General features: G+C 60.3%; 12 protein-coding genes. 5 read left to right on the top strand and 7 right to left on the bottom strand.

Annotated features, from left to right (window positions below; translation table 11 throughout):
• Positions 1-197 precede the first annotated feature (197 nt).
• Positions 198-440: a hypothetical protein gene (locus ACPF7Z_RS16890; protein WP_425194428.1), complete on the top strand. Its 243-nt coding sequence runs from the start codon at positions 198-200 to the stop codon at positions 438-440.
• Between the two features lie 72 nt (positions 441-512).
• On the opposite strand, the gene purL is transcribed toward ACPF7Z_RS16890, so the two are convergent.
• Complete coding sequence (gene purL, locus ACPF7Z_RS16885) at positions 513-4,487, bottom strand: phosphoribosylformylglycinamidine synthase (RefSeq protein ID WP_425194427.1); 3,975 nt, start codon at positions 4,485-4,487, stop codon at positions 513-515.
• A 167-nt stretch (positions 4,488-4,654) separates the two neighbouring features.
• Here purL and mltF point away from each other — a divergent pair, with 167 nt between their 5' ends.
• The gene (mltF, locus tag ACPF7Z_RS16880) at positions 4,655-6,112 is read left to right on the top strand and encodes a membrane-bound lytic murein transglycosylase MltF (protein WP_425194426.1); all 1,458 of its coding nucleotides are present in this window, start codon (positions 4,655-4,657) and stop codon (positions 6,110-6,112) included.
• Here the strand turns inward: mltF and tadA are convergent.
• The gene (gene tadA / locus ACPF7Z_RS16875; RefSeq protein WP_425194425.1) at positions 6,079-6,564 is read right to left on the bottom strand and encodes a tRNA adenosine(34) deaminase TadA; all 486 of its coding nucleotides are present in this window, start codon (positions 6,562-6,564) and stop codon (positions 6,079-6,081) included. The genes mltF and tadA overlap by 34 nt on opposite strands.
• 130 nt (positions 6,565-6,694) lie before the next feature.
• Between tadA and ACPF7Z_RS16870 the strand changes: the two genes are divergently transcribed.
• Positions 6,695-7,498 carry an acyl-CoA thioesterase gene (locus ACPF7Z_RS16870; protein ID WP_425194424.1) on the top strand — a complete coding sequence of 268 codons (804 nt, stop codon included), beginning with the start codon at positions 6,695-6,697 and terminating at the stop codon, positions 7,496-7,498.
• 41 nt (positions 7,499-7,539) lie between these two features.
• On the opposite strand, the gene ACPF7Z_RS16865 is transcribed toward ACPF7Z_RS16870, so the two are convergent.
• Entirely contained in the window at positions 7,540-7,746 is a 207-nt protein-coding gene (locus ACPF7Z_RS16865) for a DUF3565 domain-containing protein (protein ID WP_425194423.1), read from the bottom strand.
• 166 nt (positions 7,747-7,912) lie between these two features.
• Between ACPF7Z_RS16865 and ACPF7Z_RS16860 the strand changes: the two genes are divergently transcribed.
• Entirely contained in the window at positions 7,913-9,649 is a 1,737-nt protein-coding gene (locus ACPF7Z_RS16860; protein WP_425194422.1) for a dipeptidase, read from the top strand.
• A gap of 187 nt (positions 9,650-9,836) precedes the next feature.
• On the top strand, positions 9,837-10,553 hold the full coding sequence (locus ACPF7Z_RS16855) for a YebC/PmpR family DNA-binding transcriptional regulator (RefSeq protein WP_425194421.1): 717 nt from the start codon (positions 9,837-9,839) through the stop codon (positions 10,551-10,553).
• 7 nt (positions 10,554-10,560) lie between these two features.
• Here the strand turns inward: ACPF7Z_RS16855 and ACPF7Z_RS16850 are convergent, their stop codons facing one another.
• The 4 genes from ACPF7Z_RS16850 to ACPF7Z_RS16835 form a co-directional block, all read right to left on the bottom strand.
• A complete protein-coding gene (locus tag ACPF7Z_RS16850) occupies positions 10,561-10,959 on the bottom strand; it encodes a hypothetical protein (protein ID WP_425194420.1) in 399 nt (132 codons plus the stop codon).
• Between the two features lie 56 nt (positions 10,960-11,015).
• A complete protein-coding gene (locus ACPF7Z_RS16845; RefSeq protein ID WP_425194419.1) occupies positions 11,016-11,771 on the bottom strand; it encodes a creatininase family protein in 756 nt (251 codons plus the stop codon).
• Positions 11,772-11,795: 24 nt separating this feature from the next.
• A complete protein-coding gene (locus ACPF7Z_RS16840; RefSeq protein WP_425194418.1) occupies positions 11,796-12,407 on the bottom strand; it encodes a DUF6151 family protein in 612 nt (203 codons plus the stop codon).
• Between the two features lie 88 nt (positions 12,408-12,495).
• Positions 12,496-13,812 (bottom strand): PQQ-dependent sugar dehydrogenase, encoded by a 1,317-nt coding sequence (locus ACPF7Z_RS16835; protein ID WP_425194417.1) that lies wholly within the window; start codon positions 13,810-13,812, stop codon positions 12,496-12,498.
• Between the last annotated feature and the right edge of the window lie 39 nt (positions 13,813-13,851).

Here is a 13,851-nt window from a genome sequence, read left to right as displayed (position 1 = left end):
TGAAGACTAGGCTCTGTCTGAAAAGTCGGCGAGCGAAGACCAGACAAGGCAAAATTGGCGAAAGAGCGCAGTTTACATGAAGTAAATGAGCATCTTGAGGCGATTTTTAACGCCGTATGGTCGAGCGCAGCCAGTTTTCAGACAAAGCCTAGGGCAGGCCCTCGTGCCTGCTCTGAACCATAGAGGAGATAGCGATCATGAAATTTCCCGCCAAGGCTGCAACCGGGCCCGGCTGCCCCGAATGTGGGAGCGAGGAGAAGCGCTTCCCCCCTGGCCGCGAAGGGCAATACCATGTCTTCTGCGAGCAGTGTGGATACGACTTCGGTCGTTACGACAGCCTGGTCAACGACTATAAACACATCCTCGACGACCTGGAACACAAGCTCGGAATCGATCATGCCCCCCTGGACGAACGGGGCAAGCCTGTTCAGGGTCAATAGCGGGGAGGGAAGGGATCCACCCCCTGGCGGGTGGCGGATCTCTTTGGCGAAGCGGACGATGACTGGCTCAGACTAGCCCAGCCACACCCTCGCATTGCGGAATAGTCTCAACCAGGCGCCGTCCCGGGTCCATTCCAACGGCCGCCAGGAGTTGGTCACCGCCCGGGCCACCCGTTCCGGGTGCGGCATCATCGTCGTGACCCGGCCGTCCGGCGTGGTCAGCCCGGTGATACCCGCCGGTGAGCCATTAGGATTGGCGGGATAGCGCGTGGTGACCTGCCCGTAGTTGTCCACATAGCGCAGGGCGATCTGCCCACTGCTCTGCATGCTACGCAGGTGCGCACTGTCCCGGAATTCTGCGCGACCTTCCCCATGAGCCACGGCGATCGGCAGCCGCGAGCCTTCCATTCCGGCCAGAAGAATCGATGGGCTCTTTTCGACCTGGACCATGGAGAGGCGCGCCTCGAACTGCTCGGACTCGTTACGCACGAAGCGCGGCCAGTTCTCGGCACCGGGGATCAGTTCCCTGAGTTGGGAGAGCATCTGGCAGCCGTTGCAGACCCCCAGTGCGAAGCTGTCGTCCCGGGCAAAGAAGCCGGCGAACTGCTCCCGGGCGCGAGGATTGAACAGCACCGACTTGGCCCAGCCGCCACCGGCACCCAGCACGTCGCCGAAGGAGAAGCCGCCACAGGCCACCAGCCCCTTGAAATTATCCAGCGACTGCCGCCCGGCGAGAATATCGCTCATGTGCACGTCGACGGCCTCGAAGCCGGCCTTATCGAAGGCCGCCGCCATCTCGACATGCCCATTGACACCCTGCTCCCGCAGGATCGCCACGCGTGGCCTGGTCGTGTTGATCTGGGGGGCGCTGATATAGCGCGCGGCGATATCCTCCTCCACCTCGAAGCTCGGCATGGCGGTGAGTCCCGGGTCGCGCAGATCGAGCAGGTCGTCGAACTCGGACTTGGCGCAATCCGGATTGTCGCGCAGCGCCTGCAAGCGATAGCTGGTCTCGGCCCAGGTACGCTGAGTCAAAGCGCGGGTGGTTTCGAGCAGCGGTTGCTCGAACAGCGTCACGCGTATCTGATCATCGTAGCGGGGCCGGGCGATGACGCCGCAGGTATCGATGCCTGCCGCGGCAAACTGCGCCAACACGAACTCGGTATCCTGGCGGTTGACCTGGATCACCGCCCCCAGTTCTTCCGCAAATAGCGCACCGACCGCCTCGTAGGCATCGTCGACCAGCCAATCGAGCTTGATCTCGAGCCCACCGCGACCGGCAAAGGCCATTTCCAGCAGGGTGACCAGGAGTCCGCCGTCACTGCGGTCGTGATAGGCCAGCAGCTTGTCGTCGGCATTCAGGCCCTGAATCACAGTGAAGAATGCCTTCAGGTCTTCCGCATCGTCGAGATCCGGGCACTCGTTCCCGACCTGGCCATACACTTGAGCAAGAGCCGAACCGCCCAGGCGATTCTTGCTGTCACCCAGGTCGATCAAAATCAGATCGCTCTCATCCTGGTCCAGGCGCATCTGGGGGGTCAGTGTCTTGAGCGCGTCCGTCACCGGGGCGAAGCCGGTCACGTTCAACGACAGCGGCGCGGTGACTGCCTTGGATTCGGCCTCTCCGTCCTTAAGTTCAGACTCCCCCTCCTGCCAGGCGGTGCGCATCGACATGGAGTCCTTGCCCACCGGAATGGCGATACCCAGCGCTGGGCACAGCTCCATGCCCACCGCCTGCACGGCATCGAACAGCGCCTGGTTCTCACCGGGATGATTCGCGGCGCTCATCCAGTTGGCGGAGAGTTTGACGTCACCAAGCTTGGCGATCGGTGCCGCGGCCAGATTGGTGATCGCCTCGGCCACCGCCAGGCGAGCGCTGGCAGCAGGGTCGATCAGCGCCACCGGTGGGCGCTCGCCGAGCGCCATGGCCTCGCCGGCGTGGGTGTCGAAACTGGCGGTGGTCACCGCCACGTCCGCCACCGGCACCTGCCAGGGGCCGACCATCTGATCCCGCGCCACAAGACCGGTGATCGAACGATCGCCAATGGTGATCAGAAAACTCTTGGAGCCTACCGCCGGCAAGCGCAGCACGCGATCCAGGGCTTCGCGCAGGTCGAGATTGTCGAAGTCGGCGCCGGGCATCTCCAGGCGCTGGCGCTGGAACTCGCGCTGCATCTTCGGCGGCTTGCCGAACAGCACGCTCATCGGCAGGTCGATGGGGGTGGATTCGAAATGCGCGTCCTGCACCGTCAGATGGTGTGACTCGATGGCCTCGCCGACCACCGCATAAGGGCAGCGCTCCCGGTCGCAGAGAGCGTCGAAGGTGTCGAGATCCTGCGGCGCCACCGCCAATACGTAGCGCTCCTGGGCCTCGTTGCACCAGATTTCCAAGGGGCTCATGCCCGGCTCGGCGTTGGGCACTGCGCGCAGTTCGAAACGCCCGCCACGGTCGCCATCCTTGACCAGTTCCGGCAAGGCATTGGAAAGCCCGCCGGCACCGACATCGTGGATGAAACGTATGGGGTTTTCTTCCCCCAACGCCCAACAGCGGTCGATGACCTCCTGGGCCCGGCGCTCCATCTCCGGGTTGTCGCGCTGCACCGAGGCAAAGTCCAGATCGGCGCTGGAACGCCCGGAGGCCATGCTCGAGGCGGCGCCGCCGCCCAGACCGATCAGCATGGCCGGCCCACCCATCACGATCAGTTTGGCGCCAACGGGAATCTCGCCCTTTTGTACGTGGCCTTCACGGATATTGCCGTAGCCGCCGGCGAGCATGATCGGCTTGTGATAGCCGCGACGCTCGATGCCCTCGAGCCCGACGATATCCTGCTCGTAGGTGCGAAAGTAGCCGGCCAGATTGGGCCGTCCGAACTCGTTGTTGAAGGCCGCGCCGCCAATCGGGGCTTCCAGCATGATGTCCAGCGCCGACTTGATGCGCTCCGGCTTGCCGTAGTCGAAGGCTTCCCAGGGCTGCACGAACTCGGGAATTCGCAGATTGGAGACCGCGAAGCCGGTCAACCCCGCCTTGGGCTTGCCACCGATGCCGGTCGCGCCTTCATCGCGGATCTCGCCCCCAGAGCCGGTAGCCGCGCCGGGAAATGGCGCAATGGCGGTGGGATGATTGTGGGTCTCGACCTTCATCAGGATATGAATCGGCTCCTGATGCGCCGCGTAGACGGCCTGTTCGTCGGTCCGATCTGTCAATGGCGCCGCAAAGAAACGCCCGGCCTCGCTGCCCCTGATGACCGCAGCGTTGTCGCTATAGGCCGAGAGGATGTCACCGTCGGCGCACTCGTAGGTGTGCTTGATCATCTGGAACAGCGAATGCGGTTGCGCTTCGCCGTCGATGACCCAGTCGGCGTTGAAGATCTTGTGCCGGCAGTGCTCGGAGTTGGCCTGGGCGAACATCATCAGCTCGACGTCGCTGGGATTACGGCCGAGCTCCTCGAAGGCCCTCATCAGGTAGTCGATCTCGTCTTCGGCCAGGGCCAGACCCAGTTCGCCATTGGCGACCTCCAGCGCCGTACGACCACCGCTCAGAACATCCACCTGCCCCAGCGGCGCCGGCTCTCGATGAGAAAACAGCTTGACCGCGTCCGAGGCGTTGGCCAGTACTGACTCGGTCATGCGATCGTGCAAGGTGGCGATAATGGCGTCAAACGCCTCCTCGCTCAGCACACCTCGCAGATTGACCCGATAGGCGATGCCACGTTCGATACGATGCACCTGAGTCAGGCCGCAGTTACGGACGATGTCGGTGGCCTTGGATGACCAGGGCGACAGAGTGCCCAAACGCGGCACGACCAGGAATAGATGTCCGCGAGCGGCGTTTGGCTTGTCGTGCTCCCCACTCTGGGGATGGGTGGAATAGGCGAGCAGGCTTTCCAGCTTGCTGCGCGCATCAGCTGCCAACTCTCCCTCATGATCGATGAAATGGACATAGTCCGCCGTGAGAGAGTCAACCTCGGGAACCCTCTCCTGCAGGGTGTTCAGCAGCTTGGTGTGGCGGAAAGCGGAAAGGGCGGGCGCTCCTCGCAGTTCGAGCATCTCGGGAAAAGCCTCTGAAGAAAGCCGAATGGGGGGCCGCAAGCGGCGGCAACGAGGGCCACATGATACTGGAAAGCGAGGCCGGCGAGAAATCCACCACATGCGTGACATGACAGCGCCTCGAACCAACGGTATCGTACGAATTCCTTACTAGTCGATTAAGATGCATGCACAAGGTTTTCACCCGCGATCCGCGCTGGTGGCGAATTTCGCTAAGCATTCTGGTCTTGACCCTGGTGCCGAATGTCGCCTGGAAGCCGGATGATCCCTTGCTGAAGGACATTCGCACGCGGGATTTTCTTCAGGCTATTACTCGCGATACCCCGACCACCTACTATCAGGGCAGACAAGGGCCGACTGGCTTCGAGTTCGAGTTGATGCGTCGTTTCGCGGATCACCTGGGGGTCAGTCTGGCTATCGATACCACCGAAAGCATCAACGGTGTGCTGACGGCCGTCCGCGAAGGCGAGGCGGATGTGGGCGCGGCGGCCCTGCCCATGGGGCCGATTTCGTCCGGCGTCCATTACAGCCGTCCCATACTCGTGCTACAGCCTCTGGTGGTCTATCGTCGCAGCCTGCCGGTGGTGCGCGGCCCGGAGGATCTGACCGGGCTCAAGATAGGGGCTATTCGCGGCTCCGGTGCCGGCACTGCGCTACGTAAACTGCAGGCCCGCATGCCCAAGCTTAGCTGGCAGGAGTCCACCGGGCTCGAGGTCGCCGATCTTTTATACATGATCGAGCAGGGCAAACTCGATGCCGCGGTCATCTACGCGCATCAGTTCAAGCTCAACCGCCTGTTCTATCCCGGTGTCGAGGATGCCTTCCCTATTGGCAAGCCGTTGAGCCTGGTGTGGGCCTTTCCCTCAAAAGATGGTCTCGCGCTGCTGCAGGAAGCCAATCGCTTTCTCGATGAATTGCGCAGCCAAGGGACTCTCGATACGCTGATCGACCGCTACTTCGGCCATGACGACTATCTCGAGTACGTCGGCGCTCGCTTGTTCATCCGTCATGTTCTAAAGCGCCTGCCCCAGTACGAGAGCGCCTTCAAGAAAGCCGCCCGAGAGACCGGGTTCGACTGGAAACTGCTGGCGGCGCTAGGATATCAGGAGTCGCACTGGAAGCCTGAGGCGACCTCCCCCACGGGGGTTCGCGGACTGATGATGCTGACCGAATCCACCGCCAAACAGGTGGGCATCGCGAATCGACTCGACCCGCTACAGAGCATCGACGGCGGAGCACGCTATCTGGTCAGTGTGAAGGAACGGCTGCAACCGCAAATCAAGGAGCCCGACCGCACCTGGATGGCCCTCGCGGCCTACAATGTCGGCCTGGGTCATGTTTACGACGCACAGAAAATTGCCGATATTCGCGGCGGCGACCCCTATAGTTGGGACGATGTGCGCGAGGCATTACCGCTTCTGCAGGAACGCAAATGGTACTCAAAGGGACGTTATGGCTATGCCCGCGGTGGTGAACCGGTCATCTATGTGCGTAACATCCGGCGTTATTACGAGATTCTCAACTACGTCAGCCGCAGCCAACAAGAGTTCTATCAAATCAATCGGCGCCCACCGAACGATCAGGAAACGAGTCAACTATTCGATATCGTGCCACCGGTACTTTGATCGCGTCGCTGCTCGAAAAACGTCTGCAGCAGTCGCTTCGAACGCGCCGCCAGCACACCGCCTTCGACGATGATCGTGTGGTTATGCCAGGGCTGGGCGATGAGATTGGCGCGAGATTCGATCATGCCGGTACGAGGCTCCGGCGCCGCATAGACCAACCGCGCCAGGCGGGCATGGATAATCGCGCCGCTACACATCATGCAGGGTTCCAGCGTCACGTAAAGCGTGCAGCCATCCAGACGATAATTGCCAAGGCGGGTTGCGGCGTCGCGCAGTGCCTGAATCTCGGCATGGGCGCTGGGGTCGCGGCGGGCAATCGGTGCGTTGTAGCCGGCACCCAGTATATCGCCCTGGGCATCCACTACTATTGCGCCCACCGGCACCTCACCGGCAGACAGCGCTTCCCGGGCCTGATCCAATGCCCGATGCATGTAGAATTCGTCGCTGCGCATGACATCGCTCTCCAGTATGCTGCAGCCGGTATGCTGCCGCCATTCGAACAGTTTAAACGCCTGTTTGAGCCCGATACTCTCACAGCATGATCGCAGCGTTTCATCAGGATTCAATCAAAGAGATACCGATATGACCCACGCACTCGATACCCTCGTCACCTTGTTGGGGCTCGAACCCCTGGAGGAAAACCTGTTCCGCGGCCATAGCCAGGATCTGGGCTTTCCCCAGTTGTTCGGCGGTCAGGTACTTGGGCAGGCACTCTCCGCGGCCAGTCAAACGGTGGACCCGTCACGTCGCGTTCATTCCCTGCACGGCTACTTCCTGCGCCCCGGTGATGCCAAACGCCCGGTCGTGTATCAGGTCGATCGCGTGCGCGACGGCGGCAGCTTCACTACCCGGCGCGTCAGCGCCATCCAGAACGGCAAGACGATTTTCTTTTGCAGTGCTTCTTTTCACGGTGAAGAAGAAGGCCTCCATCATCAGTCGACGATGCCCGACCTATCCAGGCCCGATGAGCTGATGGCCTCGGGAATGGACGTGGTCAGCTTCAAGGGCCATCCCATCGAGTTCCTGCATTTTCCGGATGATGAGAGCGTTCCACAAAAACGTCTCTGGTTTCGTCTGGCCGGCGACCTTCCCGAGGATACGATCCTCAATCGCTACCTGCTCGCCTACAGCTCCGACTTCAACCTGCTGACCAGTAGCCTGGTACCGCATGGCATCAAGTTTGGCGACCCAAGGCTGCAGATCGCCAGTCTCGATCATGCGCTATGGTTCCATCGCGACGTCAAGGTCAACGACTGGCTGCTGTACGACATGGAAAGCCCATGGGCGGGCGGTGCTCGTGGCTTCGCTCGCGGCAGCATCTACAGCCAGCAGGGCCAACTGGTGGCGTCCAGTGCTCAGGAAGGGCTGATCCGCATGCGGGGTTGAGAATCCAGCCCAGGACAAGGCACGGGGTGTCTCTGTTTCGTTCATGGCTTATCTCTAGGCGCGCCTGCCTCGCATTTCACGCACTCGAGCTCGAACCCGAGCATTGCCGCTCGTCCTTGTACGGTCGTGACCCAAGGCCGGACCACCCAGGGCGGCGTATGGCGTACATGCTGAAAGTGACCGCAGGCCAGCTCCGCCACCCAATGATCCTCTTCATCCTTGTGATAGCCGGTAATGGGCTGCTTCATTCGTTGATACCCCAAATGCCTATGCACATCTTCCTTCCCTACCACCCTACTACGCTAACGACTCTGGGCTGCAGGATCGAATATTAGAAACTATGATTAGCGGAGGCGGATCGAGCGATATTCCATGCCTATTTTTTGCGCAACTCATAGGAAAAGGACAACCCTCATGAACAAACCCCTCTCGATGTTCACTGTTTCGGCCCTCGCCTTGAGCATGGCGGGGCCGATCAGCGCTGCGGATACGACAGAAAGCATCAAGCGCGACACCCTACAGAACCTGCAGCAAACCTACGCCGAGACGTCCTTCGACAGCTTCGAGGACTTTCTCGAGCAGGTGCAAGGCGAGACCGACAACGATGCCCTGAAGAGCGCGATTGATCGCTATCGTCAAGATGAAACCCTCGAAGGGACGGACTTCATCAACGTTTATCGTCTGCTGGGGCTATACACCCGCCTGCACTACGGTGATGACGTCGTTGACCTGTTGAGTGACATGGTGGCCATTCGCACCGGCAAGCAAGGCGATACTCCTCAACACGAAAACCCGGGTATTGCCGAGTTCGGAGAGCTGGTCAAGGCCAAGGCCGAGGCATTCGGACTGGAATTTCGCAATGTCGATAACCGCATTTTCGAGGTGACGCTCCCGGGCAGTAGCGATGAGGCCTTCGGTATTCTGACCCACAGCGATACCGTCCCTGCCAACCCTGCAGACTGGGTCCTGGAGGACGGCACGCAACTCGATCCCTTCACCACCACGATCAAGGACGGCAAGATCTACGGCCGGGGCACCGAGGACGATAAGGCCTCCATTGCCGCCTCGCTCTACGCCATGAAGGCCATCGAGGAGAACGATGTCCCGCTCAAACGCAGTATCCGGCTGATGATCGAAACCACGGAGGAGACCGGCGGCGAGGGGTTCGAGTACTACAAGGAACACGCCGACCTGCCCGCCTATAATATCGTGCTCGACAGCGGCTACCCGGCGATCACCGCGGAAAAGGGCTTCGGCACCATCGATGCCTACTTTCCCATGGTCGAGCCGAGGGACGAAAACCCGGTCATTACCAAGATCACCGGCGGGCTAGCCACCAATCAGATCCCCTCCACTTCGATCGCCACCATTCAAAGTGACGATCCCGAGGGGCTGAGCAAGAAACTGCAGGCCCAGGGCCAGGCCTACGCGGGTGACAATGGTGGCGACTTCGAGGTTTCCACGGACGTCATGGATGATACCGTCACCCTGACGGTCAAGGGGCAGTCCGCTCACTCCTCTCGACCACAGTCCGGGGTCAATCCGGTGCCGCGCATGGCGGGTCTATTAGCGGAATCCGACATTGACTTTCAAGACAATCACTATGCCCAGGCCATTCATTATATTGACGACAACTACGGCCTGGATTTTCAGGGCGAGAAACTGGATGTCGGCTATAGTCACGACTTCATGGGCCCCTTGACCCTCACCCCCACCTACCTGGAAGAGCAAGGTGATAAGCTTCGGGTAGCGGTCAACGTGCGTGCTCCCAAGGGCGAGCAATCCGTGGAAGAACTGGCCCAGACCATTGAAGACAAACTCAAGGCCTATGCGGAACAGAACGCTCAGGACATGAACGTCGAGGTGGAAATCAGCGACTGGATGCTACGCGATCCCAGCGGTGAGTGGCTGCAGACCCTGCTCAATATCTTCGGTGATACCACGGGACAAAAAGCAGAGCCGATCTCCTCCGCCGGCAGCACCACCGCCAAGCAGTTGCCCAACGCCGTCAACTTCGGCCCCTCCATGCCGGGTGAGGAATACACCGGCCACACCGCCAACGAGTTCAAGAAGGTGGATAACCTGATGCTGGATATCCAGATGTTCACGGAAATGCTCGCGCGTATCGGCAATCAGGAACAGCTGGACTGAAGGTACGTTCTTTACCCACGTTACTCGCCAACACGTCCCCGACCGGCCGGTCGGGGACGTCTATCGAGACTTTCTTCAAGATCCTCTTCAAGATTCTCTTCAGGACTTACCGCGTAAATAACCCTGTTCCCTGTTTCCGTCGTTGCGTAAAATCCAACTTTCGAACACGACGTCACAGGAACGCAACATGGGCAGGGCCTTCCAGAACCGTAAGGAATCCATGGCCAAGACGGCCGACGCCAAGACCAAGGTGTACAGTAAATACGGTCGCGAGATTTACGTCTGCGCCAAGGCCGGTGGCACCGATCCCGCGAGCAATCTGACTCTTCGTGGCCTGATCGATCGTGCCAAGAAGGATCAGGTGCCCTCCCACGTCATCGACAAGGCGTTGGACAAGGCCGCTGGTACCGGCGGCGAGGACTTCTCTCCGGCCCGCTACGAAGGCTTTGGGCCCGGTAGCTGCATGGTGATCGTCGAGTGCCTGACCGATAACCCCAATCGCACCTTCGGTGATGTGCGAGGCTGTTTCACCAAGACCAAGAGCAAGATCGGTACGCCGGGCAGCGTCAGCCATCTGTTCGATCATTGCGCTGTGTTCGCTTTTGCCGGCAACGACGAAGACGCCGTACTGGAGGCGTTGATGGACGCGGATGTGGACGTCACGGATATCGAAAACGAAGCCGGCCGCCTGACCGTGTTCGCCCCCCATACCGAATATGCCAAGACCAGGCAGGCACTGATCGACGCCTTCGGCGAAGTCGACTTCGAAATTGACGAGATTCAGTTTCTGCCGCAGACCACTACGCCACTGGAAGGCGACGACGTGGCGATGTTCGAGAAGCTCCTCGATCTGCTCAACGACCTGGACGACGTTCAGAACGTCTATCACAACGCCGAGGTATGAGCCGAAGTCATCGTCGGGGCAATTCGACCCTCATGGTCTCGCCGCCGTAGCCGTGAACCTGGTCCCGCGCCTGTACGATCACGCCCCGCACCTCCGGCGGAATATCGACACCAGACAGGCGTCGTGTAAACGGCTGCTCATCTGCATGGTCATGCAGCAATTCGCGTACACCATACACGTCGCCATCGTCGCTCATGACGCGAAAGGCATCCGCATAGCGCTTGGTGGAATCGTAGGGTGAGGACACGGTGACGTCGAAATCGAAGCGATTCTCGCCGCTGGACATGGCCTCAACGCCGACGACATCCGGATATCTTTGCTGGTCCGGATTATCGGATTCGGCAACAGCGAAGCTTGATGTAGCGAAGACCAGTACGGCAATGATGGACCTGGCAATGGACGTCATGTTGGCTCCGTTGTAAACATCATCTCTTGGAATGTGTGATCTTTGACAGAATTCATCTAGCTCAAAAAAGCACGATACGCCTCTAACGCATCTTCCACCCCAGCTTCCAGGAAGCGCTGGCCGTGCTCGACGCAGGCCAAGGACGGCGCCGACCCCATGCGGCCATCCGGAAAGCGCTTTCGGAAGGTCAAGGCATCGCATTGGGCGCTTCCCTCGGGAGCCACATGGGGCGACATGGCCGCTTCCTTGACCGCCTCGGGATAGGCCGCCCAGGACAGTGACACCTCGGAAGGCGTAGCGTGGCCACCTTCCGCATCGCCATAGAGCTCCTTGGCGATCTCGCGCCCACGCCGTCCCATGAACCAGTTGAACAGTGTCAGTTGCAGATCGCCATTCGGCTGCCCACCCAGGCTGCGCTCGGACAGGCTTCTCTCGGACAAGATTTCGGCAAAGGCCGCATTCACCGTGGCGATATTGCCACCGTGGCCGTTGAGGAAGAACACATGAGTGAAGCCGTGATGCGCCAAGGAGCTCACAGTATCCCGCAGCACCTCGATCAGCGTGCTGGGGCGCAGGCTGACGGTGCCCGGAAAGGCCAGATGATGCTGCGCCATGCCCAGGTTCTGGGTCGGTCCGATCAAGACATCATGGCGCTCACCCAAGGCCCAGGCAATCGCCTCGGGGCAGATCGCATCGGTACCTACCAGCCCGTTGGGCCCGTGCTGTTCGGTGGAGCCGATGGGCATGATGATGCCCGTGGAGCGCTGGAGGTAGGCCTCCACTTCCTGCCAGGTGGCCAGTTGCAGTCGCATGATTCAACTCCTTTTCATATCCGTCTAGTTGGACGGTGTCTTTGCACTCTTCAATTCCTGCTCGCTGAGTATTGTCGGGGTGACCACACACTTACCGGACTGCGCATGGAAGAAAGGTGTCTGTTTGTAGCGTCCATCGAGACGAGCCTTGGTAATCATGCCAGCCGCCTGGGCGCCACAGCCAAGCAGGCCTTGGGACGAAGGCTTGGGCTCCCCCAGCGCGGATTTGGTAAATACCCGCATGCGCACCGGGCCGAAAGCCTCATTTAGAGAAGAGTCCAGAAAGCCCGATTCAGGCCGCAGACACGCATGGATCAATCCCACGAAAGGCATATTGTAGTTTGACGGGGTATTCGCAATAGGCATGTTGCAACAGCTGGCATACCAGCGTAGCAGCCCTTTTGGCGTCAACCGCAAGCAGGCCAGATTGTCGGTACCTTCATTGAACGTCACATTATCCGGGGTGGTTTGGACGAGTTCGGTACCACCGTCGGCGTCGAGCACCTCGTTTTCCCGATCCAGGAAACGGGGAAACGCCTGACAATCCGTGCAATAGCACACGCAATGAATGAAGTTATTGACGGGCCCGAGCGTGCCTTTCAGATTACCGCACCGGCATTCGATGGTGTGGATCATGGTTGCCATCCCTGTTGTCATAAAATATGCAAGAGATGCTGACCGTCAGTGAACAGCGATCAAAGTGAGCTCTTCCATAGCCAGAAGCCTACCTGTTTTTACCCCCATCACTCACCCGCCAGATAACGTTGCCCACATCGTCCGCCACCAGCAATCCACCCCGCTGATCGATGGCCACACCCACCGGCCTGCCTTGCGCCTTACCCTCCTCGTCGAGGAACCCGGTCAATACATCGACCGGCTCGCCGGCGGGCATGCCGTTCTCAAAGGGTACGAAGATCACCTTGTAGCCGCTGCGGGGCTTGCGATTCCAGGAGCCGTGCTGGCCGACGAACATGCCATCGCTGAACCGTTCGGGCAGACGATTGCCTTCCGCGGCAGTCAGACCCAAGGACGCGGTGTGCGGCCCGAGGGCGTAATCCGGCACGATGGCACTGGCGACGAGATCGGGCTTTTGCGGCTTTACCCGCTCATCCACGTGCTGACCGTAATAGCTGAAGGGCCAGCCATAGAAGCCGCCGTCTTGAACGGAGGTCATGTAATCCGGCACCAGATCGCTGCCCAGCTCATCCCGCTCGTTGACCGCCACCCAGAGCGCGCCGCTCTCGGGTTGCCAGGTCATACCCACCGGATTACGCAGCCCCGAGGCGAAGACCCGGTGTTTGCCGCTTTCGGGATCGATCTCCCAGATCGCTGCGCGGCCTTCCTCGTTTTCCAACCCGTTCTCGCCCACGTTGCTATTGGAGCCCACCCCGACATAGAGCCTGCCACCGTCCGGACTCGCTATCAGGCTCTTGGTCCAGTGATGATTGATCGGACCTGCCGGCAGATCGACGACCTTCTGTCCCGGTGCGGTGATCAGCGTCTGGCCTTCCTGATAGGGAAAGCGCACCACCGCGTCCGTATTGGCCACATAGAAGTCGTTGCCAACCAGCGCCATGCCGAAAGGCGAATGCAAGCCTTCGAGAAAGATCGAGCGCTGGTCCGCCACCCCATCGGCATCGGCATCTCTCAACAGGGTGATGCGATCGGCACTTTCGCCACCGGCACCGGCCCGCTTCATGAACCAGCCCATGACCCAGGCTCTGATGCCGCCCGCCTCCTTGGGCGGACGGTTGGTTTCCGCCACCAAGACATCGCCATTGGGTAGCACATAGAGCCAGCGTGGATGATCGAGCCCATCGGCAAACGCGGTCACCTCGGCACCCTCGATGGCCGTCGGCTTGGCGCCGGACGGCCATCCCGTGGCCGGAGCAATATTCACCGTCGGTATCAATGTCTCATTGGGCTCGGGTAGCTGCGGGTTGGGCCCGGTACCGGCGGATACCGGCAACTTGGCCGTTTCGCCGCAGCCCACCAGAGTAAATGCAAAAAACCCGAAGACAATCAAACGCAAGGCAATCATGGTGACGTCCTGTTCCGACAAACGGTGGTTATTGTTGTA

It is taken from the genome of Halomonas sp. GXIMD04776 (genome assembly GCF_049808615.1).
Classification (GTDB): Bacteria; Pseudomonadota; Gammaproteobacteria; order Pseudomonadales; family Halomonadaceae; genus Modicisalibacter.
This window is presented reverse-complemented; position numbering and strand designations above follow the sequence as displayed.